The organism is Longimicrobium sp., from assembly GCA_036387335.1.
Classification (GTDB): domain Bacteria; phylum Gemmatimonadota; class Gemmatimonadetes; order Longimicrobiales; family Longimicrobiaceae; genus Longimicrobium.
In genome coordinates, this window is the sequence record DASVTZ010000157.1 from 23,988 (window position 1) to 47,958 (window position 23,971).

At 70.3% G+C, this 23,971-nt stretch carries 16 protein-coding genes; 10 read left to right on the plus strand and 6 right to left on the minus strand.

The window, feature by feature from the left end:
• Positions 1-62: 62 nt before the first annotated feature.
• Together VF647_15205 and VF647_15210 are read right to left on the minus strand one after the other, a co-directional pair.
• Positions 63-1,718 carry an ATP-binding protein gene (locus VF647_15205; protein ID HEX8453448.1) on the minus strand — a complete coding sequence of 552 codons (1,656 nt, stop codon included), beginning with the start codon at positions 1,716-1,718 and terminating at the stop codon, positions 63-65.
• Positions 1,715-7,279 carry a PAS domain S-box protein gene (locus tag VF647_15210; GenBank protein HEX8453449.1) on the minus strand — a complete coding sequence of 1,855 codons (5,565 nt, stop codon included), beginning with the start codon at positions 7,277-7,279 and terminating at the stop codon, positions 1,715-1,717. Before VF647_15210 ends, VF647_15205 begins: the two co-directional genes overlap by 4 nt.
• Positions 7,280-7,608: 329 nt before the next feature.
• Here VF647_15210 and VF647_15215 point away from each other — a divergent pair, with 329 nt between their 5' ends.
• The 8 genes from VF647_15215 to VF647_15250 all read left to right on the plus strand — a co-directional run bounded on the left by VF647_15215 (position 7,609) and on the right by VF647_15250 (position 16,063).
• Entirely contained in the window at positions 7,609-7,818 is a 210-nt protein-coding gene (locus VF647_15215) for a hypothetical protein (protein HEX8453450.1), read from the plus strand.
• Complete coding sequence (locus VF647_15220; GenBank protein ID HEX8453451.1) at positions 7,815-8,060, plus strand: type II toxin-antitoxin system HicA family toxin; 246 nt, start codon at positions 7,815-7,817, stop codon at positions 8,058-8,060. The genes VF647_15215 and VF647_15220 overlap by 4 nt, the downstream gene beginning before the upstream one ends.
• A gap of 25 nt (positions 8,061-8,085) precedes the next feature.
• Positions 8,086-9,717, plus strand: coding sequence for an NAD(P)/FAD-dependent oxidoreductase (locus tag VF647_15225; GenBank protein ID HEX8453452.1), 1,632 nt, complete (start codon positions 8,086-8,088; stop codon positions 9,715-9,717).
• A 224-nt stretch (positions 9,718-9,941) separates the two neighbouring features.
• Positions 9,942-10,733: a glucose 1-dehydrogenase gene (locus VF647_15230; GenBank protein ID HEX8453453.1), complete on the plus strand. Its 792-nt coding sequence runs from the start codon at positions 9,942-9,944 to the stop codon at positions 10,731-10,733.
• Positions 10,734-11,076: 343 nt separating this feature from the next.
• Positions 11,077-12,192 carry a 3-oxoacyl-[acyl-carrier-protein] synthase III C-terminal domain-containing protein gene (locus tag VF647_15235; GenBank protein HEX8453454.1) on the plus strand — a complete coding sequence of 372 codons (1,116 nt, stop codon included), beginning with the start codon at positions 11,077-11,079 and terminating at the stop codon, positions 12,190-12,192.
• Between the two features lie 321 nt (positions 12,193-12,513).
• On the plus strand, positions 12,514-13,173 hold the full coding sequence (locus VF647_15240; GenBank protein ID HEX8453455.1) for a hypothetical protein: 660 nt from the start codon (positions 12,514-12,516) through the stop codon (positions 13,171-13,173).
• Between the two features lie 240 nt (positions 13,174-13,413).
• Positions 13,414-15,048, plus strand: coding sequence for a phosphoenolpyruvate carboxykinase (ATP) (gene pckA / locus VF647_15245; protein HEX8453456.1), 1,635 nt, complete (start codon positions 13,414-13,416; stop codon positions 15,046-15,048).
• A gap of 367 nt (positions 15,049-15,415) precedes the next feature.
• Positions 15,416-16,063, plus strand: a complete 648-nt coding sequence (locus VF647_15250) for a TetR/AcrR family transcriptional regulator (protein ID HEX8453457.1) — start codon at positions 15,416-15,418, stop codon at positions 16,061-16,063.
• A gap of 90 nt (positions 16,064-16,153) precedes the next feature.
• Here the strand turns inward: VF647_15250 and VF647_15255 are convergent, their stop codons facing one another.
• Positions 16,154-17,482, minus strand: a complete 1,329-nt coding sequence (locus VF647_15255) for an amidohydrolase family protein (protein HEX8453458.1) — start codon at positions 17,480-17,482, stop codon at positions 16,154-16,156.
• Positions 17,483-17,880: 398 nt separating this feature from the next.
• Here VF647_15255 and VF647_15260 point away from each other — a divergent pair, with 398 nt between their 5' ends.
• Together VF647_15260 and VF647_15265 are read left to right on the plus strand one after the other, a co-directional pair.
• A complete protein-coding gene (locus VF647_15260; protein ID HEX8453459.1) occupies positions 17,881-18,087 on the plus strand; it encodes a cold-shock protein in 207 nt (68 codons plus the stop codon).
• 407 nt (positions 18,088-18,494) lie between these two features.
• Positions 18,495-20,639 carry a hypothetical protein gene (locus VF647_15265; protein ID HEX8453460.1) on the plus strand — a complete coding sequence of 715 codons (2,145 nt, stop codon included), beginning with the start codon at positions 18,495-18,497 and terminating at the stop codon, positions 20,637-20,639.
• A gap of 201 nt (positions 20,640-20,840) precedes the next feature.
• On the opposite strand, the gene VF647_15270 is transcribed toward VF647_15265, so the two are convergent.
• The 3 genes from VF647_15270 to ettA form a co-directional block, all read right to left on the minus strand.
• The gene (locus tag VF647_15270; GenBank protein ID HEX8453461.1) at positions 20,841-21,047 is read right to left on the minus strand and encodes a hypothetical protein; all 207 of its coding nucleotides are present in this window, start codon (positions 21,045-21,047) and stop codon (positions 20,841-20,843) included.
• Between the two features lie 10 nt (positions 21,048-21,057).
• The gene (locus VF647_15275) at positions 21,058-21,921 is read right to left on the minus strand and encodes a hypothetical protein (protein ID HEX8453462.1); all 864 of its coding nucleotides are present in this window, start codon (positions 21,919-21,921) and stop codon (positions 21,058-21,060) included.
• Positions 21,922-22,225: 304 nt separating this feature from the next.
• The gene (gene ettA / locus VF647_15280) at positions 22,226-23,908 is read right to left on the minus strand and encodes an energy-dependent translational throttle protein EttA (GenBank protein ID HEX8453463.1); all 1,683 of its coding nucleotides are present in this window, start codon (positions 23,906-23,908) and stop codon (positions 22,226-22,228) included.
• Positions 23,909-23,971: the final 63 nt, after the last annotated feature.

The window sequence follows — 23,971 nt, forward strand, 5'->3', positions numbered from 1 at the left end:
CCCGACAAACACGAGAGCCCGCCAGCAGATCGCAGGCGGGCTCTCGTGTTGTTCCCACTACGTCACGCACCGCGTACGGGTAGGGTGAAGAGGAAGGTGGCGCCCTCGCCTTCGACGCTCTCCACCCAGATGCGGCCGCCGTGTGCTTCCACGATGCCGCGGGCGATGGAGAGGCCCAGGCCGATGCCCCGGCGGTCCGTCTTGCCCGCCTGCCAGAAGCGCCCGAACACACGCGGGATCTGGTCCGCGGGGATGCCGGGGCCGGTGTCGGCGACGGAGATGCGCAGCTCGTCCGCCTGGAGCTGGGCGCCCAGCGTGATGCGCCCGCCCGCCGGGGTGAACTTGACCGCGTTCCCCACCAGGTTCGAGATCACCTGCAGAACGCGCGACGAGTCCAGCGGAATGCGCGGGAGCTCGTCCGCGATCTGCGATTCGAAGGTGATGGAACGCGCGGCCGCGAGCGGCGCCATCATCGCCGAAGCCTCGCGCAGCACCGCGCCCGGGCTCTCGTTGCTGAGGTCGAGCGCCAGCTTCCCGCTCTCCATGCGGGTCACTTCCAGCAGGTCCTGGATGAGCTGGTTCATCCGGTCCGTGGTGCGCAGCATCATGTCCACCGGCTTGCGATGGGCGGGCGCCACGTCGTCGGCCATGAGCTGCGCGGCCATGCGGATGGTGCTCAGCGGGTTGCGGAGGTCGTGCGCCACCACGCCCAGGATCTCGTCGCGGGCGCGCGTCGCCTGCAGGGCGTCGTGGTAGAGCTGCGCGTGCTCCACCGCCACCATGATGCGCCGCGCCAGCTCCTCGGCGAGCCCCAGGTCGTCCGCGTCCAGCGTGCGGCCGGAGCCGGCGGTCACCAGCGTCACGCCGCCCATCACCTCGCCCGCCGCCACCATCGGCACGCTCGCCACGGAGCGCGGAGCCAGGCGGCGAAGGATCTCGCGCTGCGCGTCGTCGTCGCCGGCGTCGGGGCCGAGCTCGGAGGCGACGTCGGTCACCAGGAGGAACTGGCCGCTGGTGCACCCCTTCACCAGCGGATGGCTGCGCGGCACGGTTCCGCCCCACAGCCCGTCGCCGCCGGCCAGGAGCTGCTCCTGCTCCGGGTCCGCGTGCGCATAGGCGATCCGCTCGCTCTGGCCGTCGCCGTCCATCATCTCCACCACCACGTAGTCGGCCAGGCGGGGCACGGCCAGGCGCGCCACGGTGGAGAGCATGGCGCGGTACTCGAACGACGAGCTCAGCACGCGGCTCGCCTCGGCCAGGAAGGCGGCGCGGGCCTCCGCGGCTTCGGCGCGGGCGCGAGCGGCGCGCTCCCCCAGGTGCAGAAAGCGCGTCGCCAGCAGGTTGCGGATGCGCAGCACCACCTCCACCGCGTCCAGCGGCTTGGTGAGGAAGTCGCTCGCCCCCTCCGAAAGGGCGCGCAGCTTCGTCTCGGAGGTGACGTCGGCCGTCAGGACCAGGATGGGGAAGTAGTCGCTCGCCGGGATGCTGGCGCGCAGCTGCCGCATCACCCCGAAGCCGTCCACGTACGGCATGTGGAGGTCCAGCAGGAGGATGTCCGGGGCCTTCGCCTCGAACAGCTCCGGCACCTGGCGCGGGTCGGTGGTCAGGGTGACGTTCTCGAAGCCGTCGAAGCGGAGGAACTCTTCCAGCAGCTCCAGGTTCGCCCGCTCGTCGTCCACCACCAGGATGGCGGCGTCCTCCACGGTGCGCGGGGTCACGGCTGGTCTCCCCGCTGGGCGAGGGTGCGGTCGACGGTCTCCATGAAGCGGTCCAGGTCCAGGGGCTTGGTCATGTACTCGTGCGCGCCGGCGGCGCGCAGGCGCTCCACCTGCCCGGGCGTGGCGTCGGCGCTGATCACCACCACGGGCGTGTCGCGCGTGCGGGGGTCCGAGCGCAGGCGGCGCAGCACGTCGCCGCCGCTCATGTCCGGAAGGTGCAGGTCCAGCAGGATCAGGTCGGGCGCGTGCTCCCACGCCAGGTCCAGCCCCATCCGCCCCTGCATGGCGGAGAGGAGGGTGATCTCCGGCCGCGACGAGAGGAGCGACTCCACCAGCGTGAGGTTGGCCAGGTTGTCTTCCACGTAGAGAAGGGTGGCCGGCGGGCCCTCGTACTCCTCGGTGTGCGTCTCGCGCGGGGCGGGCGCGGGCTGCGGAAGCCGGCTGCTTGGGTCGTCCGCCACCGGAAGCTCCAGCCAGAAGGTGCTGCCGCGCCCCGGCTGGCTCTCCGCCGTCAGCGAGCCGCCCATCGCCTCGGCCAGGCGGTGCGACAGGGCGAGGCCCAGACCCGTCCCCTCCACCCCCGTCTCCTCCGCGCCCAGCCGCGCGAAGGGGACGAAGAGCTCGTCCATGCGCTCCGGGTCGATGCCGCGCCCGGTGTCGTGTACCCCGATGCGCAGCCGCCCGTCCGCCTCCTGCCAGGTGACGCGCACCGAGCCGCCGGGGCGGTTGTACTTGACGCCGTTGGAAAGGAGGTTGAGGAGCACCTGCGCCAGACGCTGCCGGTCCGCGCGCACCCAGCGGCCGGGCGCCTCCGGCGGATCGGAGACCCTGCACGCGGTCTGCGCGGCGAGGGGACGGATCAGGTTGACGGCCTCGCTGAGCGCCGCGTCCAGCCGCACCGGCTCCAGCGAGAGCGGCTGGCGGTCGCTCTCGATGCGCGCGATGTCGAGCACCTCGTTGATCAGGTTCAGGAGGTGGCGCCCGGCCCGCAGGATCTGGTCCACGGACTTCTGCTGGTCGGGCGTCGGATTGCGGCGCTCCAGGAGCTGCGCGAAGCCCAGGATGGAGTTCATGGGCGTGCGCAGCTCGTGGCTCATGCGGCTCAGGAACTCGCTCTTGGCCTGGTTGGCCGCCTCCGCCGCCTCGCGCGCCCGCTCCGCCTCGGCGCGCGCCTGCTCCAGCGCCTCCTCCGCCCGCTTGCGCTCGGTCACGTCGCGCGAGTTGACGATCACCCCTTCTTCCGCGCCCGTGCGCAGGAGCGTGGTGCCCACCGACTCCACGTGGCGCCACGTGCCGTCCTTGTGGAGGAAGCGGAAGGCGGCCGAGCGCGTCTCGCCGGGGTTCATGGCGACCGCGGTCAGCGCCTCCACCACCGCCGGCGCGTCGTCGGGGTGCACGAGCTCGAAGGCGTTGCGCCCCTCCAGCTCCTGGGGAAGGAAGCCGAAGAGCCGCTCCACCGCCGGGCTCTGGTACTTCATCACCCCGTCGGTGTCCAGGATCGTCACAAGGTCGGAGGCGTTCTCGATGACGGCGCGGAAGTGCTCTTCGCTGCGCCGCAGCGCCTCCTCGGCACGCTTGCGCTCGGTGACGTCGCGGGCGTTCACCACCAGCCCCTCGGCCGCCGAATCCGGCCGCATGGTGCGCGCGGCCGCCTCGAACACCCGCCACGAGCCGTCGCCGTGGCGGTAGCGGAACTCCACCTGGATGGTGGAGCCGGGGTTGTTGATGGCGTAGTCGCGCAGCCGCGCAACCTCCCCCCAGTCGTCCTGGTGGATCGTCTCGATGGTGCTGCGCCCCACCCGGTCCTCCGGCTTCCACCCCAGCAGCCGCTCGGCCGAGGGGCTCACGTAGCGCGTGATCCCCCCCGCGTCGATGATGGCGATGAGGTCCGACCCGTTCTCGATGAGCGCGCGGAAGTGCTCCTCGCGGTGGCGCAGCTCGCGCTCCCATCCCTTTCGCTCGGTGATGTCGCGCACCACGCCCACCACCTGACCGTGCCCGTCCAGCGGAATCAGGCGCGCTTCGAATTCCTGCGGCTTCCCCTCCACGTCCAGCGTGTACTCCACCGCGGTCAGCTTGCCGTCCGCCGCCACCCGCGCCAGCGCCTTGCCGATGCGCTCGCCCGCCTGCTCGGGGAGGATCTCCTGCACGCGCTGCCCCAGGAAGATGTCGGCGGCGGCGTACAGCCCCATCCCGCTCCCCGCCTGGAAATCGAGGATCGTCCCGTCCGCCTCCATGCGGAAGTAGAGGTCGGGAAGGGCGTGGAAGACCGCCTGCAGCTCGGCGCTCTTCTGCACCACCACCTCCTCGGCGCGGGCGCGCTCGGCGATCTCCTCCTCCAGCGCCATGTTGGCCTCGGCCAGCTCGGCGGTGCGCTCCTGCACGCGCACCTCCAGCTGGTCGCGCGCCTCGCGCAGCTCCCGCTCGGCCGCCTTGCGCTCCGTGATGTCGCGCAGGAAGCCCGCGAAGATGCGCCGCCCCCCGCTGGGGTACTCGCCGATGGAGATCTCGACGGGGATCTCCGTTCCGTCCTTGCGGCGGCCCACCACCTCGGCCATCGCCCAGTCGATGTGGCGCTTCCCCGTCGCCAGGTAGCGCCCGAGCCCCGCGTTGTGCGCGCTCTGCAGGGCGGGGGGCTGCAGGATGGAGATCTTCTGCCCCACCAGCTCCGCAGCCGTGTAGCCGAAGGTGCGCTCCGTGGCCGGGTTGACGGAGAGGATGGTGCTCTCCTCGTCCATGGTGACGATGGCGTCCGCCGCGGTGTGGATGAGGGTGCGGGAGCGCTCCTCGCTCTCGCGCAGCTCGTCGAGCGCGCGCCGCTCCTCGGTGACGTCCTGGTGCACCAGGATCACCTCGCGGATGGCGTCGTCCTCGTCCTTGACGGTGCAGATGGAGGCCTGGAGCCAGCGCGGCCCCCCACCCTCGCCCTCCCGCAGCTCCGCCCGCCCGGGCCCCTGGCCCACGCGCGACGGATCGAACAGGGTGGGCGGCAGCTCCACCTCCTCGCCCGCGAAGCCCTGGCGGATGAGCGGATGGATCTCCGCGAGCTGCGGATCGGTGAGCGGGTTGAAGCGCCGCCGCTCCGTGGGACGCGAGCGGAAGAGGCGCTCCCAGGCGCGGTTCACCTGCAGCGTCTCCCCCTCCGGCGAGAAGATCTGGATGCTGAAGGGGAACTGCTCGAAGAGGGCGCGGAAGCGCGTCTCCGACCTGCGCAGCGCGGCCTCGGCGTCGCGGCGCTCGGCGGTCAGGCGCAGGTTCTCCAGCGCGGACGCGGCCAGCGACGCGAGCGCCTCCACCACCTCCACGTCCGCGGGGGTGTAGATGTCCGGCGTGTAGCTCTGCACGGAGATGATGCCGCGCACCTCGCCGCCCACCAGGATGGGGGTGCGGATCACCGACTCCGAGCGGCGCTTCGTACCCGTGGCGGCGGCCCCCTGCCCGGCCGGGTCGTCGGAGCGCAGCGTGAGCAGGGAGCGGCGCTCGCTGACCACGCGCTCGCCGGGCGTTCCCGCCGCGGAGGTGACGTCGGGGGGCGTGTACTCCCCCGCGTCGTTGCCGCCGAAGCCGTGGAAGGCGTGCTCGCGCGGATCGTAGGCGAAGATGAAGAAGGCGTCCAGCGGCAGCACGGTGCGGCATGCCTCCTCCAGCACGGTGCGCAGCTCCGACGGCGTCTCCGCCCCCACCACCGCCGCCGCGGCCGACGCCACCGCGCGCATCCGCTCGGCCGTGCGGCGTGCTTCCTCCTCCGCGCGGCGCCGCTCGGTGACGTCGCGGTAGCTCCACACCCGCCCCACCGGCTCCTCGCCCACCAGCTGCGGCTGCGAGTAGAGCTCCAGGATGCGCCCGTCGCGCAGCCGCACCTCGTCCAGCGACACGCCCACCATGCTGCTGCGGATCTCCAGCACGTGCGCCCGGAACGCCTCCGAGTCCTGCACGCACGACGCCGCGTGCTCCAGCGGCGCGTCGTTGCCGGGCGCCACCTCGTCGGGGTCGGTCCCCCAGATTGCGGAGAACTTGCCGTTCGCGGTCACCACCTTGCCCTCGCGGTCCACCACCAGCAGCCCGTCCGCCGCCGACTCCAGCGTGGCGCGCAGCAGCGACAACGAGTGCTCCAGCGCCGCCGCCGCCTCCACGCGCTCGGTGATGTCGCGCAGGTGGGCGGTGAAGACGGGCGGCCCGTCCAGCGGAACGCGCGTCACGGTGAGCTCCACGGGGAACTCGGCGCCGTCCGCGCGCATGGCGTACGTCTCCACGCGCTCGCCCAGCACGCGCGCGGGCCCCTCCAGGTGGCGCTCCACCGCCAGCGGATGCCCGTCGCGGAAGCGGTCCGGCACGATCAGCTCGGCGAGCGGCCTCCCCATCGCCTCCTCGGCGGAGAAGCCGAAGGTGCGCTCGGCGGCGGGGTTGAAGTCCAGCACGCGCCCCTCGCCGTCCATCACCACCACGCAGTCCAGCGCCGCGCGCACCACGGCCGCGCCGCGCCCCTGCGCGTGACGGGCGGTCTCCTCCGCGCGCCGGCGGTCCGCCGCCTCCAGCGCCAGCGCGACGATGTCCGCCACGTTGGCCACGAACTCCTCCTCGTCCGGCGCCCACTCGCGGGGCGGCCCCACGTGCTCGCAGCAGAGGACGCCCGCCACCACCCCCTTCCTCCAGAGCGGCACGTCCAGCATCGCCCCGATCCCCTCGCGCCGCAGGTACGGGGCGAGCTCGCGGGTGCGCGGGTCCTCCATCGCGTCGCTGGCGGCGAGGGCGCGGCTCTCGGCCAGCGCGGCGAAGTACGATGGATATTCCTGGGCGCGCAGCAGCGTGCCGCACTCCCAGTTGCCGGTGGAGGCGCGGTAGAGCGCGGCGCACTCCAGCTCCGTGGCCCCGCCGGTGGGCGCGAGCCACACGCTGGCCCGCTCCACGCCCAGCGTGTGGGCGGCGGCGCGGGTGGCCGCGTGCAGCTCCGCCATCAGGTCGCTCTTGTCCAGCCGCGACAGCTCCACCAGGGCCGCGTTGTGGCGCTGGATGCGCTCGGCGCGCGCGGTCCGCTCCGCGTCGGCCTGCTCGTGCAGCACTGCCGCCTCCTGCAGCAGCCGAAGCTGGCGCCGCAGCTCGAGCTGACCCATCGCCTGCCCGGCCAGCGAGCGCAGCGCCTCCATCTGCTCGCCGCTGAGCTGGCGCGGCACGCGGTCCACCACGCACAGCGTGCCCAGCGCGTGTCCCTCGGGCGTCACCAGCGGCGCCCCCGCGTAGAAGCGGATGTGCGGCAGCGACACGACGGCGGGGTTGGAGGCGAAGCGGGGGTCCGCCAGCGCGTCGGCCACCACGAAGAGCCCCGGCTGCTCGATGGCCTGCGCGCAGAACGACACCTCGCGCGGCATCTCGGTGGCGTCGATCCCCAGGCGGCTCTTGAACCACTGCCGCTCCCCGTCCACCAGCGTCAGCAGCGCGATGGGGGTGCCGCAGATCTGCGCGGCCAGCCGCGTGAGCGCGTCGAACTCGGGCTCAGGGGGCGTATCTAGGATCCCGTATCCGTGCAGCGCGGCGAGGCGCTCGGACTCTCTGGATGGGCTCACGGCTTCCATGTGGCGCATGGCGCGGAGGGTACAGGCACGCGCACGCCGGTCAAGGCGGAGGCGGGCGCGGGTTTGCAGCGGGGTGGTTCGTACGGGCGGGCCACGCGCGCGGAACACGCGTGAGCAAGATACAAATGTACGCGCCGTCTCCCGGCCGGTCCATGGGTCAAGCTCACCACGGCCGTAATCCGCCCCGCGTTTGCCCCGCATTGCCGCCGCCCCCCTCCTCCCCCACATTCGGCTGGAAACCTGCAAGGGCTCGCCACAGCGGAGACACCATGCCCCCGGGAGCACCGGATGGACGACGGGAACAACGGCCGGAGAGCGACATGAGCGAGATCATCTTCCTGGTGGAAGACGCCGCGGAAGGCGGGTACACGGCCCGAGCGCTGGGTGAGTCCATCTTCACCGAGGCGGATACGCAGGACGAGCTGCGCGATGCGGTTCGTGACGCGGTGCGCTGCCACTTCGACGACGCGGAGCGGGCACCGCGGGTGATCCGCCTGCACTTCGTCCGTGAAGAGGTGATCGCCGCGTGAGGATTCCCCGGGACCTCGACGGGCGGGCCCTGGCTCGGGCGCTCGGCCGGCTCGGCTACGAAGTCACGCGTCAGACCGGGAGCCACATGCGCCTGACCACCAGCGTCGGCGGGACTCACCACGTCACGGTGCCCGACCACCGGCCGTTGCGGGTGGGTACGCTGTCGGCCGTGCTCGCCGCCGTCGGCGCGCATCACGGACTGGATCGCGAATCGCTCCAGCGCACCCTCTTCGGCGACTGACCCCGCGTGAGACCAAACGCTCCTCGTGCTTGACGTCGCCATCGTCGGGGCGGGGCACAACGCGCTGATCGCGGCGGCGTACCTGGCGCGCGCCGGGCACAGCGTGGAGGTGTTCGAGCGGGCGGCGCGGCCGGGCGGCGCGGTGCAGACGCGCGACGACATCTTCCCTGGGTGCCGCATCGACGTGGGGTCGTCCGCCCACATCCTGATCCACCTCACCCCCATCCTGGCCGAGCTGGAGCTGGAGCGCTACGGGCTCCGTTACGTGGACTGCGACCCGTGGGCCTTCTACCCGCTGGAGGACGGCCGCTCGATCTACTTCCACCGCGACGTCGCGCGCACCTGCGAGTCGATCGCCGCCATCTCGCCGCGGGACGGGGAGGCGTACCCGCGCTTCCTGGACGAATGGCGCCCCATCAGCCTCGCCGTGCTGCGCGCCTTCCAGGACGTGCCCACGCCGCTGAAGCTGGGCTGGACGATGGCGACCGGCGGCGGATTCGCGAAGAAAAAGGGTGCGGAAAGCGCCGCGATGCTCCAGACGATCCTGGGCTCGTACCGGCAGCTCATCGACCGCACCTTTCGCCATCCCGCCGTGCGCGCCGCCATCGAGTGGATCGCCGCGCAGAGCGGGCCTCCGCCGCTGGAGCTGGGCACCGCCCCCCTGGCCGGATGGCAGCCGCTCTACCATGAGAGCGGGGTGAAGCGCGCGGTCGGCGGCTCTGGCGCGCTCACCACCGCGCTCGTGGCGGCGATCGAGGACCACGGCGGGCGCGTCCACACATCGACGCCGGTGCGCCGCATCGTGGTGGAGGGCGGGCGAGCCGTGGGCGTTGAGGTCGCCGACGGCGCCGAGCCGGGCCTGCCGCTGGACTCCCCCGCCATCACCGGCGGCCGCACGCGGATGGTGCGCGCGCGGACGGTGCTCGCCGGCTGCCACGCCGCCACCACCTTCCTCCGGCTCCTGGCGGACGCCCCCGAAGCCGCCGCCATGCGCGACCAGGTGGCGAACGCGCGCATCGGCAACGGCTTCGGGATGATCCTGCGCTGCGTGACCAGCCAGCTTCCCGCCTACGCCGGCTGGGAGGGCGACCCCGCGCGCGGCGGCGACGGCGCGCCGGGCCCCATGCACCAGGGCCTGCAGCTCCTCTGCCCGCCCGCCCCCTTCCTCGACGCCGCCTACGCGGACTACCTGCGCGGCGAGGCCGCCCGCGACCCCGCCGTCGTGGCCATGACGTGGACGGCGGTCGATCCGTCGCTCGCGCCGCCGGGGAAGCACCTCCTCTTCGCGTGGGCGCAGTGGCACCCGTACGCCCTCGCCGGCGGGCGCGCCTGGGACGATGAGCGCGGGCGCGCGGCGGACGACATCCTGCGCGCGGTGGGCCGCTTCGCCCCCAACGTACCCGACTGCGTGGAGCAGGTGCACATCCAGACGCCGCTGGACCTGGAGCGCGAGCTCGGCCTGTACAACGGCAATGTGATGCACCTGGAGATGTCGCTGGACCAGATGTTCATGTTTCGCCCCGCGGCGGGCCTCTCCGGCTACCGCACCACCATCCCGGGCCTCTACCTTACCGGCGCCAGCACCCACCCCGGCGGCGGAGTCTTTGGCGCATCCGGCCGCACCGCCGCCCGCATCGTGGCGAAGGCGCTGAAGTAGGCGCGGAGATCGTCACGGCACGGGGCACGGGCAGCCACGTGGGGCGGCCCCTACGAACTCCGGTGCGCGTTGCGGGCATTGGCGCGGCGTCGGGCACGGGCGCGATGAATCGCGCCCCTACCGGATCTGCGCGGCGGACAGGGTGTTCTCCCCCTCACCGGCCCTGCGCCCCCGCAGGCGGGGGAGGGGGCCGGGGGGAGGGGGCCCTCACCACAGGAGAAACCATGCATCGACTACAGGACAAAGTGGCGCTGGTGACGGGCGCGGCGCGGGGGATCGGCGCGGCGGTGGCGGAGCGCTTCGCGGCGGAGGGCGCACGGGTCGTCCTCACCGACATCCGCGACGAGGAGGGGGCCGCGACGGCCGCGCGCATCGGCGGCGAGTACCTCCGCCTGGACGTGCGGCGCGAGGAGGACTGGGACGCGGCGATGGCGTGGACCGCGGAGCGCTTCGGCCGGCTGGACGTGCTGGTGAACAACGCCGGCATCACCGGCTTCGAAGAAGGATTCGTTCCGCACGACCCCGAGAACGCCACGCTGGAGGCCTGGCGCGCGGTCCACGCCACCAACCTGGACGGCGTCTTCCTGGGATGCCGCGCCGCCATCCGGCTGATGCGGAATGGTGGCGGCTCCATCGTCAACGTGGCGTCGCGATCGGGGCTGGTGGGGATCCCCGCGGCGGCGGCGTATGCCAGCAGCAAGGCCGCGGTGCGCAACCACACCCGCACGGTCGCCCTCTACTGCGCGGAGCAGGGGCTCGGCATCCGCTGCAACGCCATCTTCCCCGCCGCCATCCTTACCGCGATGTGGGAGCCGATGCTGGGCGATGGCCCCGACCGCGCCGACCGCATGGCCGCCCTGGTGCGCGACACCCCGCTCCGCCGCTTCGGAACGCCGGAGGAGGTCGCGCACGCCGCCGTCTACCTGGCGTCCGACGAGTCGGCCTACACCACGGGAGCCGAGCTGGTGCTGGACGGCGGCCTGCTCGCCGGCTCCGCGGCGCGACCCGAGCGTTGACCGGGCGCCCCCTTGGGGCGTAAACATTTTTGACGTGTCAAGATTCTCTACAGCGGATGGCGGGCCGACGCGACCCACATTCGACTCGCCGCGAAGTCTCCAAATGGGCTCCGCGGCGTTTGTGCGTCCGGACCGCAGGAACAGGCAAACCCGTCCGCGTCTTTGTGTTACCGGATGCGGCGGGGTGCACCTGTTTGCGGCGAGGGGGTTGACTTGAACAATGCGTGTCGCTAAATAACTGCACGGCATCGCCTGTGCACAGCGGTGTCGGCAACCCACCGGGCAGCGGTGGTGAGTCTCGGCCGCTGCTCACGATCCTCTTGCGCACAAATCGGCTACTACGATGATCCAACCCGCCATCCCATTCATCCCCCGCAGCGTCCGGATCGCCGGCGCCGGAGCGTACGTGCCCTCGCGCGTGGTGGAGACCGCGCGCATGGTCGAGGCGATTCCCGGCTGGTCGTCCGAGTGGATCGAGGAGAAGACCGGGATGCGTGAGCGGCGCTTCCTGTGGGACGTGGACGTGGAGTCCGGCGTCGCCGTGGCGCCGCCGGTGGTGGAGGGCGAGTGCCGCACCAACACCGACATGTGCGAGGTGGCGGTTCGCCGCGCCCTCGAAATGGCCGACGTCGACGCCAAGGAGCTGGACGCCGTGCTGCTGGTGACCTGCACGCCGGACCGCCTCAACTTCAGCTACGACGCCATGGAGCTGCACCGGCGCCTCGGTTGCCGCGTGGACACCTACGCGCTGACGGTGGACGACGGGTGCGGCGGCACGCCCTACATCATGGACATGGCCTACCGCATGATCCGCAGCGGCGCCGTGAGCACGATTGCGGTGATCGGCTCGGCATGCACTTCGGCGCTGATCGACCGCAACGTGTGGAGCGGCGAGGTGAACCACACCCCCGGCCGCAAGCCGCTGAATGCCTCCTTCGGGATGTACGTCTTCGGCGACGCGGCGGGCGCCGTGATCCTGCGCGCGGACCCGGACCCGAAGCTGGGGATCGTCTCCTCGATCTCGGGGAACGACTACCAGGAGCTGGTGGTGCGGCGCGCGGGCGGCGTGCACGAGCGGCTGTACGGAAAGAGCTCGCCCGCCGAGGACGCCTTCGTGATCGACGGCCAGCTCGTGGCCCGCTCGTACCGCGTCTTCATGAAGCGGTGCATCAACGACGTCCTCGCCACCCATCCGGAGCTGACGGACGAGGTGAAGCGCTACTACTTCCACCAGCCCAACAAGCGCCTCCTCGACCACTTCGTCGCCGACATGGGCCTTCCCGCCGACCGGGTGGCCTGCAACGTCGACCGCTACGGCAACACCTCCGCCGCCGGCATGCTCGTCCTCCTCGCCGAGGACCTCGAAGCCGGCGTCGTCACCCTCGGCAGCGGCGACCTGGTGATGATCGCCGCCGTTGGCGCCAACGTGCACTACGGCGCGCAGTTGGTACGTCTGTAAAAAGAAGTGCGTGAGTGCGTTAGTGCGTGACCCGGCGGGCATCCCCCCCCTTCTGTCATCCTGAGCGACGCGCCTCTCCGACCTTGCCTCCGCGCCAGCCTCTGGCGCGGAGTGAAGGATCTACTGCGCATACCGCGGGGCCGAGCGTTTCACCCCGGGCCTCTCGCGTCGCCGGCTAGATCCTTCGGTCGCCGCGAGAGTCTGGAGCAACGCCGACGCCGCGGAGGCGGCTCCCTCAGGATGACAACGAAAACTCAACGCACTCACGCACTGCTGTTCCCCTGTTCCTTACCCATTTCCCCTGTAGGAGATTGCCCCAAAATGAACCCCATCACTCGCACTCTCGGCGCCGCGGCGCTGGTGCTTGCCCTTGCGGCCTGTGACGAAGGACGCACCTCGCCGGTGCAGCAGGACGTGCCGAGCGGACCCGCGCTGAACGCGGCGGCCACCGCGGACGAGGGCGGCGGCCCGAATCGTGACGGTGTGGAGGTGCTGCGCTTCCGCTCCGAAGAGGACCCTTCGGTCACGCCTGACCCCGCGGTGTGCGCGGCGGCGGGCTTCACCTCCAACGTGCGCTTCGGGGCGGTGCTCTACTCCGAGGCATCCAACGGCCAGGAAGGCCGCATCGTCAACCGCAGCGCCCGCCGCATCGGCACGGCCACGGCGTGCGCGCGCATCACCGACCCGCGCTTTCCGCCCGACCTGCGGCAGGAGTTCTACGTGCGCTTCGACCTCCCCGAGGGGCCGGTCACGGCGCGCGGCGGGTGCACCCTGGTCAGCAACGACGTCCCCACCGCCGGCCTGGTGCTTGCCGGCTGCCACCTGCGCGTGACCGAGGCTCCGTCGTGGTACACGGGCGGCGCCGTCGCCTCGCTCTCGGTGTTCAACCCGCGCAAGCTCCCCGGCTACCTCACCGGCTCGGACTACACGCTCCAGCTCTACACGGGCCCGCGCCAGATCGGCTCGCCCCACGGCGACTGATCCACGCAGCCCTCGCCAAGGACGCCCGCCCCCGCTTCGGCCGGGGCGGGCGTTCGTGCATCAACAACCAGCGCACTCACGCACTAACGCACTCACGCACTTCCTCACGCCACAGCCCATCCTATGTGGTGAATCGCGCTCACCTTGCCTGTTCCGGCGCGCGATGCTACAGTGTCCCCTCTCCACCGCCTCCGGCCGACCATTGGGCTGGGGGCGTGCTGCACTCACGACACGAGATGGATGCCGATGGCCACGACGCTGAACCCTTCCTCGGACGCACCCGCGTTCGGGCGCGAAAGCCGGCATGGGCTGGACAACCATGGGATCCGGAACCCCGGAACCGTGTTCTGGAACCTGACCCCCACCGAGCTCGTGGAGCACGCCATCCGCCGGCGGGAGGGGATCCTGGTGGAGGGGGGGCCCTTCAACGCCGTCACCAAGCCGCACACCGGCCGCTCGCCCAACGACAAGTTCGTGGTGCGCGACGAAAACACCGAGGCGGACGTGTGGTGGGGGAAGGTGAACCAGCCCATCTCTCCGGAGCACTACGCGGCGCTGCGCGAGGACGTGCTCGGGCACCTGGAGGGGCAGGACCTCTTCGTGCGCGACATGTGGGCCGGCGCCGACCCGGAGTACCGGCTGGCGGTGCGGGTGATCACCCCCAACGCGTGGCACAACCTCTTCGCCAACAACATGTTCCGCCGTCCCGACGACGCGGAGCTGGACGCGATGGTCCCCGGCTTCACCATCCTGCACGCCCCCGAGTACGAGGCCGATCCCGAGAAGCACGGCACCCGCTCCACCACCTTCATCCTGGTCAACTTCACCGCGAAAGAGGTGATGATCGGGGGGACGCGCTACGCGGGCGAGCTCAAGAAGTCCATCTTCAGCATCCTCAACTACCTGCTCCCCAAGCAGGGCGTGCTGGCGATGCACTGCTCGGCCAACGTGGGGCCGGACGGCGACACGGCGCTCTTCTTCGGCCTGAGCGGCACCGGCAAGACCACGCTCTCGGCCGATCCGGAGCGCGGGCTGATCGGCGACGACGAGCACGGGTGGACGGACCGGGGGATCTTCAACTTCGAGGGCGGCTGCTACGCCAAGGCCGTGAAGCTCTCGCCCGAGGGCGAGCCTGAGATCTACGCCACCACGCGCATGTTCGGCACGGTGCTGGAGAACTGCATCGTGGACGAGAAGCGCCGCGTGGACTTCGACGACATCTCGATCACCGAGAACACGCGCATCTCGTACCCGCTGCACTACATCGCCAACTTCGTCCCCGAGGCGCAGGGCGGCCACCCGCGCAACATCGTCTTCCTGACGGCCGATGCGTACGGCGTGCTCCCCCCCATCTCGCGGCTCTCGGCGGAGCAGGCGATGTTCTACTTCCTCAGCGGCTACACGGCGAAGGTGGCCGGTACGGAGCGCGGGGTGAAGGAGCCGCAGCCCACTTTCTCGGCGTGCTTCGGCCAGGTCTTCCTGCCGCTGCACCCGGGCGTGTACGCGGACCTGCTGGGCCAGCGCATCGAGGAGCACGGCTCGCGCGTGTGGCTGGTGAACACGGGGTGGACGGGCGGGCCGTACGGCGTGGGCTCGAGGATGAAGCTCTCCTACACGCGCGCCATGGTGCGCGCCGCCCTCGCCGGCGAGCTGGACGACGTGGAGACCACCGAGTCCCCGTTCTTCCGCCTGCAGATCCCCACCTCGATCCCGGGCGTCCCCGCGGACGTCCTCATTCCGCGCGACACCTGGGAGGACAAGGACGCCTTCGACAAGCAGGCGCGCGACCTGGCGGACAAGTTCATCGCCAACTTCGAGCAGTTCGCCGACCGCGTCCCCGAGGCCGTGCGTACGGCGGGCCCGAAGCCGGCGTAACGCGGCACGAAGAACCGTACAGAGCGGGCCGGGGCAGATGCCTCGGCCCGCTTTTGATTGGGGCAGTCGTGGATCGGTGCCGGACCGCAGGGTTCGTCGCACGGGAAGGCACGGGCAGCCACGTGGGGCGGCCCCTACAGGGTTCGGTGCATCCAACCTGGCAGCGGAGCAGCGCCGGCCATTACGGGATCTGTGCGATGCAAAGGGTAGTTCTCCCCCTCACCCGCCCTGCGCCCCCGCAGGCGGGGGAGGGGGCCGGGGGGAGGGGGCCTGCCGATCCTCTTGCTTTCCGGCGGTAGGACGCATACCAATGAAGAGGTAGAAACCGCCGTTTTGCCCGCTCACCTGCAGCAAGCGCAACGTCCGCATGCCGAGAATCACCGAGGAGCGCCGCGAAGACCGCCGGGAGGCCATCTTCCAGGCCGCCGTGGAGTGCCTGGCCGAGCACGGCTGCGCGGGCACAAACATGCGGACCATCGCCGAGGCGGTGGGGCTCACCAAGGGCGGGCTGTACCCGTATTTCGACAGCAAGGAAGCGATCCTCCTCGCCATCGCGGACCGCTACCTGGAGACGCAGATCTCCATCCTCTCCCCGCGCGAGGGGGTGAGCGCGCAGCACCAGCTCATCGAGTTCCTGGAGAGCTACAAGCAGTCGTCGCAGGACCCGCACGACAACGCCGCACGCCGCGCCGTCGTGGACCTGTGGCTCTCCGCGGGCGAGATCCCCGCGGTGCGCGCCAACATCCAGGGGCGCCACGAGGCGTACCTGTCCGCGCTCGCGGCGCTGGTGCAGCGGGGGCAGGACGAAGGCGTCTTCCGCCAGGACATCCCTCCCGAGCACGCTGCCGGGCTGATCCTGGCGGCGCGCGACGGGATGCTCTTCCAGTCCGTGAAGCTGGGCGTCCCCGTCCCCATCCCGCAGCTCATCGACTGCTTGCGCCGCGCCCTCGTCGAGTACCTGACCGGCGTCCCCGGCGCGGGCGACGCGGTGCTGACGGAGATGGCCGCCGCGTAGTAAAAAAGGCCTCACACAGAGCCACAGAGAGAACCGCAAAGGGTTTCTCTGTGCTTTCAGTTTCCTCCGTGTTCTCTGTGTGAGGCTTTTCTACGGCTGCTTGTGCACCACCCCGCCCCGCATCACGAACACCGGCCGCTCCATCGCCCGGATGTCGCGCGTGGGATCGCCGGGGACGGCCACGACGTCCGCCATCTTGCCGGCGGCGAGCGTGCCGACCTCGCGGTCCACGCCCAGCAGGCGCGCGGCGCTCAGGGTGCCGGCCTGGATCGACTGCATCGGCGTGAGGCCGCTCCACTCGACCATCAGCGTGAACTCGTGGCCGTTGGCGCCGTGCGCACCCACCCCCGCATCCGTGCCGAGGGCGATCGGCACGCCCATCCGCGCGGCCATGCGGGTGGTGTTGCGCATGGCGGTGCCGGCGGCGCGCGCCTTCTCCGCCCGCTGGCCGGTGAGGACGCCGCTGTCGGCCGCGCGCAGCACCGTCTCGCCCGCGCTCAGGGTGGGGACCAGGTAGGTGCCGCGCTGCCTCATCAGCCGCGCTCCCTCCTGGTCCAGAAAGGAGCCGTGCTCGATGGATGCGACCCCCGCGCGCACGGCGGCCCGGATCCCATCGGCGCCGTGGGCGTGCGCCATCACCTTGCGCTCCAGCAGCCGCGCCTCCTCCACGGCGGCCCGCAGCTCCGCGTCGGAGAGCTGCTGCACGCCCACCGCGTCGCCTTCCGACAGGACGCCACCCGTCGCGCAGATCTTGATGACGTCCGCGCCGTACTTGGCCTGGTAGCGCTCGGCCGCGGCCACCTCGTCCGGCGTGTTGGCGACGCCGTGGCGGTAGTCGCTCTCCAGCAGCCCGGGCCGGAAGCCGTTCTCGTCGCAATGCCCGCCCGTGATGCCGATGGCGTGGCCGCTGGCCAGGATGCGCGGCCCCACGACGACCCCCTGGTTGATGGCGTTGCGCAGCGCCACGTCCGCGAAGTCGTCCGAGCCGGCGTTGCGGACGGTGGTGAAGCCGGCCATCAGCGTCCGCCGCGCGTTCTCCACGCCCAGGATGGCCGCGGTGGCGGGGAAGTCGCGCACGGCCGCGTCGTCACCCGCGGGGTCGCCCAGCGTGCGGCCCATGATGTGGACGTGCGCGTCGATGAAGCCGGGGAGGAGGGTCGCGTCGCCCAGCTCCACCACGCGCGCGCCCGCGGGCTCGGGCACGCTCCCGCGCCGCCCGGCGGCGAGGATGCGGTCGTTCGTCACCACCACCACCGCGTTGGAGATGGGCGCGGCGCCGGTGCCGTCGATCAGCCGCGCGGCGTGCAGCACCACGGTGCCGGTGCCGCGCACCGGGTAGTTGGTGGCCCGCGGCTGCTGCGCGGCGAGGGGTGCGGCGACGGCCGCGGCGAGCGACAGGGCGAGCGTTGCGCGGATCACGGATCCCTCCGGATGGGCGTTCTGGCCGGCACTTCGGATGCGGCCCAAGGTACGAACGTCCGTCCGCCGCCGAAAGGAGCACGTCCCGGAACGGCATTCATCGCAACGGGATGCGCGGATACAGAGATCCCGTCCGAGCGCCTCGTGCGGCGCGGATCAACAAGATTCTTGACAGGGCGGTGCTTTCACGCGATATTGTTGAGCGCGATAGTCGTCGGTACCAATCGACGCTGATTCCAGTGTGAGATGGGAACCTGGACGCAACAGTCCGGTTCCCCTTTTCATATCTGTCGCGAGCGCCCGAAGCGGGGGGCGTAAGACCCGCAGAACACAGGCGGTCGGTTGGTACGGACAATCCGCACCTCGGCAGTCGGTAACAAACAACTGGAGTTCGGAGAATGCGTACCAGCGGAACCGTGAAGTGGTTCAACGACAGCAAGGGCTTTGGCTTCATCACGCCGGACAATGGCGACAAGGACTGCTTCGTGCACCACTCCGCCATCCAGGCCCAGGGTTTCCGGACCCTCGCCGAGGGGCAGAAGGTCGAGTTCGACGTCGTCCAGGGCCAGAAGGGCCCCGCGGCTGAGAACGTCACCCCGGTCTGAAGCACTTCCGTCGTCTTCGGACGAAGGCAGGGCAACGAGAAGGGCCGCTCCGAGAGGGGCGGCTCTTCTTGCGTGTGGGAAACAGCGGGGCTCACGCGGAGGCGCGGAGACGCAGAGGAGAGGCCGCGGAGGCACGCGCTCTTTTTAGGCGCTCGCGTTTTACGGAACGCGGCAATGTGCGTCCAATTCCTGACCAGATCACGTAAGTAAAGATGGCGCAAGTGGTTAGATATGGAAGGTGGGTGGTGCCGTCTGATCGGCGTACAGTTCCGCCAGGTGTGGAGTGATCGTTATGTGATTGTGCCGCAACGGGTTGCGGTTTGTGGCCGCACGGTGCGCCGGTTGCCTTATGGAGGGCGTGCGGGACTCCCGCCTCCCCTGTTCGGTCACACCGTGCCGCCAAGATCATGCGCCACTTGCTCGCCACACTCCGTTTCGGTATCGCCGCCACGCTCCTCGCCGGGTGCGGCAGCCCCACGGGTCCATCCAGCGCCGGCGGCGGCTCGGCTTCATCGCTGCGGCTGGACCGGACGAACGTGGTGCTCGAGGCGCTCGGCGACAGCGCGGCACTGACGGCCATCCTGGACGGGCAGAGCACCCGCACCCCCGCGCTCTCGCTGCGCACTGAGGTGCGGCACCTGTCCGAGGCGGCGGTGCTGGATGCGGCGGCGCTCGCTCGCGGCGTCATCCTGGCCTCGGCGCCGGGATCGGCCACGCTGCAGGTGACGGCGTTCGGATCGGCGCCGGCGGTGGTGACGGTGCAGGTGCGCCCGCGCAGGCCCGCCATCGTCGCGGCCAGCGCGAGCGCGATCGGCGACGGCGACACGCTGCGGCTACGCGGCTACCGGATGGACGCGCTGGCGGCCGGCTCGGTGATGGTGGGCGGCACCCCGGCGCAGCTCGTGGGCGGCGACAGCGCGACGCTCCTCGTCACCCTCCCCTCGATGGATGCGCCGGACTGTTCCGCCGGGGCCACGCGCCAGCCGCTCCAGGTGCAGGGCGCCGACATGGCCGCCGGCATCGAAGTGCGCCGCCGCCGCCGCGGCGACGTGAAGCTGGCGGTCGGTCAGGCGCTCCAGCTAACCCCGCGCGCCGCGCACTGCCTCCTCCTGGCGCCGGAGCCGGGCGCGCGCTACGCCCTCGCCTTCGTCGACACGCGCCAGACGGCGCGCGCGCAGAGCGGGTACGAGGGCTACCTCAACGGCCCCGCGCGCTACACCGTCACCGTTCGCGGCGACGGAACCGCGGCTCGCGCATCCTCGCTCGCGCCGAGCTACTCGCACGCCCCCGCGCCCGAGCGGATGCGGTCGAGCCTCTCCGGCGCCGGCGCGGACGTCAGCGACCGCGATGCCCGCGTCTTCGCCCGCTCCACCCCCTGGCGCGTCGGCGACCGGTTCCGGGCGATGGACCCATCGGCCGACACGCTCCTCACCACCCGGGTCCTCGCCGTCTACGAAGGCGGCCTGGTGCTCGCCGCCGCCGAGGGGCAGACCGCGGACGGGGGCGTGGACGCGTGGCTGGCGCGCGCGGACAGCGCCCTCCGCTTCTTCGCCGCCGAGGGTGCGGGTATGTACCGCCGCGTCATCACCTCCAGCGCGCCTACCACAAGCGCCGGGTCGGGCCAGCTCCTGGTGCTGGCCGCGCGCGACAACTCCGCCTATCTGGGCTTCAGCGAGTCCGCCGAGGTGGACGGGCGCGTGCACTCCGTCACGCACCTCAACCTCGCCACGCCGCTGCCGAGCTCGGCCAGCGCGCTTCGCCTGATCTCGCACGAGATCGCGCACGCCTGGCAGGCGCAGTACGCCGCCGACACGCGCCCCGCCGGCGCGCACGAGTGGCAGACGGGCGCCACGTGGTCCATCGAGGGAACCGCCGACCTGCTGGGCTGGTGGCTCGTGGGCCGCTACCTGCGGATCGAGCCCAACTCCAACTGGGACTGGGCGCGCGCGGTGGAGCAGCCCGCGTCGGCGCCGTACGCCCTCCTCGCCGCCAGCACGCGCGACAACTTCTCGCAGGGGTACGCCAGCGCCGCGAGCTTCTGCCTTGACCTGGCCACGCGCATGGTGCGCGAGGGCGCCACGTGGGATGCCGCGCTGTCCTCGGTGGTGCGCGGCTCGCTGGACGGCTGGTACGGCTACTCGGCATCGGGCGCGAGACGCGAGGGGCTGGCCGCGCGCGTCCGCCCGCTGCTGGGCGCGGGCTGGGAGCCGGGGAGCGCCCTCCTCACCTGGACCCTCAGCCAGGCCGTGGACGACGCCAGCGCGAGCGACGTCTTCCAGAACCGCGCCTTCCTGAGCGCCTCCTCCGGCCCCAACCCGACGCAGGGGTGGGGGGCCCCGGCCGTCCTCCGCACGGGCGGCACCGCCACCCGCGTCAACTACGGCGCCGTCGCCGAAGTCTGGGGCAACGCCGCCTCCGTCTCCCCCGTCTCCAGCAGCCCCAACTACCTCCTCATCGACGACGACGGCCAGGGCGGAGCCTACTCGCTGGCCGCCGCCTGGAACGGTTCGCCGCTGCCGAGCGTGGCGTGGGCGCTGGTGCGGTACAAGTAGGGGTGTGGCTGGCGCATTCGGGACGCGTTGACAACGGGCGCGGACTATATCATCGTTGGTACAAGGGGCCTTCGGATTCGCGCCCGGCGACGGGTTCCCCGGAGGACATAGACGAGAGCGGGTTGGGTGAATTTACCCAACCCGCTCTATCTTCATAACTCAGTGCTTCGGCTAACTGTTCAGGCCGGATCCTCTACGAAACTAAGCCACCTTCCCACTGCGCACGCGTTTTCGGTGTAAACTCCTGCCGGTCGTGTCGAGATGCGGAAACTCGTACACGTTCTTCTTTGCGATGCCGAGCCGAACCATTTCGCGATAGAACTCTTCCATTTCGCGATATTCCGACTCCCCCGGGACAGAGCTCGCCTGCTGTGCCGCGATCTGGCGCAGTTGATCCACGAGAGTCATCGAGATCTCCTTAGATTCGGCTGTGCATGAAAACGGGAAGCTCGATGCGCGCGATGTATTCGATCATCAGATCGTTGTACGCACGAACCAATCCCTTCAGGGTCTCGTCCGCCGAGTAGTCCTCCACCTGGAGCCGAAGGTCACGCCGCACCGTTTCGATCCCCAACATACGCTCGTGTGAGTGCCACTTCTTGTTACTTCCCAGGATACGCGCAATCTCTTCTGCCCGTTCGCGCTTCTCTTCTAGTGTAACCGGCTGGTGCAGCTTCTCGGGGGTGGTCTGGTGTACGGTCCAATCCTTGAACTTATACTCCACCAACCACTTCTTGAGAAGCGTAATCGTCAGGTCTCTCGCCTGCTCACACCGGCTGAGCGTGGCGAGATCCTGGCTCTGCAGAATCAGAAACTCGGCGCGGCTGATCTGCTGGGCCTGCGCTTTCTTGATCAGCTCCTCAACCTTGTCCAGATAGCCCAGCGCGGGTACCCAGTCTTTCCCGTTAAAGACTTGGGGATCGATCGGCCCAAGTGAGGACGAATAATCCATGTAGATCTTGTCGCCCGACATACAAAAGATCGTTCCTGCCGACATCGCGAAATCAGGCACGACGAAATACACTTCGGCGTAGTGGTGCCGGATGATCTCGACCATCTTCTCCACCATTTCGGCGCTACCGCCAGGGGTATTCAGCACCACGACGAGCCGGTCCCGTGCGGCGGGATCTGCCTTGAGGCGCTCAATGAAGTCCCTGAACACCTTTATGTAACCGGGGTTGATCTCTCCGAAGTAAAAGATGACATCCGCTTCGAAATGCTTCTCGAGCGCCGCAAGACGCTCGTTCAGCACTTCGGTGATCGTCACATCGAAGATCGCCATCTTCAATCTGGAGGAGGAGGACGGCTCGCGACCTGCTTGGAGTGCGAGGATAATCACGGCCTCTCCGGCGCACAAGCTGATCACCCCCGTTCCGCAAAACACCGCCAACATTGATACCGGACCGTACATCCACTGGCCGAATAGGCGTGCGGCAACCGCATCGGCTGAAGCTTGCCTGAGCGCATCATTTCGTCATGTGAATCCCGTTATGTGTTTTAAATGCCCAAAACACGGAGGCACGGAGAAGAACATCTCTCCGTGCCTCCGCGTCTCCGCGTGAGCCCTGCTGTTTGGGCCTCTGGGGTCAGGCCCGCACCAGCTTGCGGTAGCGGATGCGGTGCGGGATGTCGGCGTCGGCGCCGAGGCGGCGCTTCTTGTCGAGTTCGTATTCGCGGTAATTGCCCTCGAACCACACCACGTTGCTCTCGCCCTCAAAGGCGAGGATGTGCGTGGCGATGCGGTCCAAGAACCACCGGTCGTGGGAGATCACGACGGCGCAGCCGGCGAAGTCCAGCAGCGCCTCTTCCAGCGCGCGCAGGGTGTCGACGTCCAGGTCGTTGGTGGGCTCGTCCAGGAGGATCAGGTTGCCGCCGGACTTGAGCACCTTGGCCAGGTGCACCCGGTTGCGCTCGCCGCCGGACAGGGTGCCCACCTTCTTCTGCTGGTCCGATCCCTTGAAGTTGAACCACGAGCAGTAGGCGCGCGCGTTCACCTTCACCTTGCCGAGCTCCAGCGTCTCCTGGCCGCCTGAGATCTCGTCGTAGACGGACTTGTCCGCGTTCAGGGTGTCGCGGCTCTGGTCCACGTAGGCCAGCTGCACGGTGGAGCCCACCTTGAGCGCGCCCGCGTCCGGCTGCTCGCCGCCGGTGATCATGCGGAAGAGCGTCGTCTTGCCGGCACCGTTGGGGCCGATCACGCCCACGATGCCGCCGCGCGGAAGGCGGAACTCCAGGTTGTCGATCAGCAGCTTGTCGCCGAACGCCTTCGTGAGGTGGTCGGCCACGACGACCTCTTCACCGAGGCGCGGGCCGGCGGGGATGATGATCTCGGCGGTGGAGGTGCGCTCGCGCTGGTCGGCGTTCAGCAGCTCTTCGTAGGCGGTGATGCGGGCCTTGCTCTTGGCCTGGCGCGCTCGCGGCGCCATCCGCACCCACTCCAGCTCGTGCTGAAGGGTGCGCTGGCGGGCGGAGGCGTGCTTCTCCTCCTTGGCCAGCCGCTCCTGCTTCTGCTCCAGCCACGAGGTGTAGTTGCCCTTCCACGGAATCCCCTCGCCGCGGTCCAGCTCCAGGATCCACTCGGCCACGTTGTCCAGGAAGTAGCGGTCGTGGGTGATGGCCACGATCGTCCCCTTGAACTCGGAGAGGTGGTGCTCCAGCCACGCCACCGACTCGGCGTCCAGGTGGTTGGTGGGCTCGTCGAGGAGGAGCATGTCCGGCTCTTCGAGGAGCACCTTGCAGAGCGCCACGCGGCGCCGCTCGCCGCCGGAAAGGTTGGTGACTTCCGCCTCGCCCGGGGGAAGGCGGAGGGCGTCCATGGCGATCTCGATCTTGCGGTCGAGCTCCCACAGGTTGCCGGCGTCGATCTGGTCCTGAAGCCGCGCCTGCTCCTCGATGAGCGCGTCCATGTCCGCGTTCTCGTCGCCGAACGAGTTGTTGACTTCCTCGTAGCGGCGGAGGACGTCGCGCTGGTGGCGGACGGCCTCTTCCACGTTGCCGCGCACGTCCAGCGACGCATCGAGCTGCGGCTCCTGCGCCAGGTAGCCGATGCGAGTGCCGGCGGCGGCCCACGCCTCGCCGATGAAGTCCTTGTCGACGCCGGCCATGATGCGCAGCAGCGTGCTCTTGCCGCTGCCGTTGGAGCCCACGACGCCGATCTTGGCGCCCGGATAGAAGGAGAGCCAGATCCCCTTGAGGATCTCGCGGCTGGGCGGGACCACCTTGCGGAGGTCCTTCATGACGTAGATGAACTTGCTCGTATCCAGACTCATCGTATCGAAAACAGGTTGAGGTAAGTCCTGATGGCACTGGTGCCGCATTTCGTGCCGCGCGGC

Bases quoted from the DNA above. Each gene is read 5' to 3' on its own strand.
- VF647_15215 (HEX8453450.1), top strand. From the start codon at position 7,609: ATGAGCGAGATCATCTTCCTGGTGGAAGACGCCGCGGAAGGCGGGTAC.
- VF647_15230 (HEX8453453.1), top strand. From the start codon at position 9,942: ATGCATCGACTACAGGACAAAGTGGCGCTGGTGACGGGCGCGGCGCGG.
- VF647_15235 (HEX8453454.1), top strand. From the start codon at position 11,077: ATGATCCAACCCGCCATCCCATTCATCCCCCGCAGCGTCCGGATCGCC.
- VF647_15240 (HEX8453455.1), top strand. From the start codon at position 12,514: ATGAACCCCATCACTCGCACTCTCGGCGCCGCGGCGCTGGTGCTTGCC.
- pckA (HEX8453456.1), top strand. From the start codon at position 13,414: ATGCCGATGGCCACGACGCTGAACCCTTCCTCGGACGCACCCGCGTTC.
- VF647_15250 (HEX8453457.1), top strand. From the start codon at position 15,416: ATGCCGAGAATCACCGAGGAGCGCCGCGAAGACCGCCGGGAGGCCATC.
- VF647_15260 (HEX8453459.1), top strand. From the start codon at position 17,881: ATGCGTACCAGCGGAACCGTGAAGTGGTTCAACGACAGCAAGGGCTTT.
- VF647_15265 (HEX8453460.1), top strand. From the start codon at position 18,495: ATGCGCCACTTGCTCGCCACACTCCGTTTCGGTATCGCCGCCACGCTC.
- VF647_15270 (HEX8453461.1), bottom strand. From the start codon at position 21,047: ATGACTCTCGTGGATCAACTGCGCCAGATCGCGGCACAGCAGGCGAGC.
- VF647_15275 (HEX8453462.1), bottom strand. From the start codon at position 21,921: ATGGCGATCTTCGATGTGACGATCACCGAAGTGCTGAACGAGCGTCTT.
- ettA (HEX8453463.1), bottom strand. From the start codon at position 23,908: ATGAGTCTGGATACGAGCAAGTTCATCTACGTCATGAAGGACCTCCGC.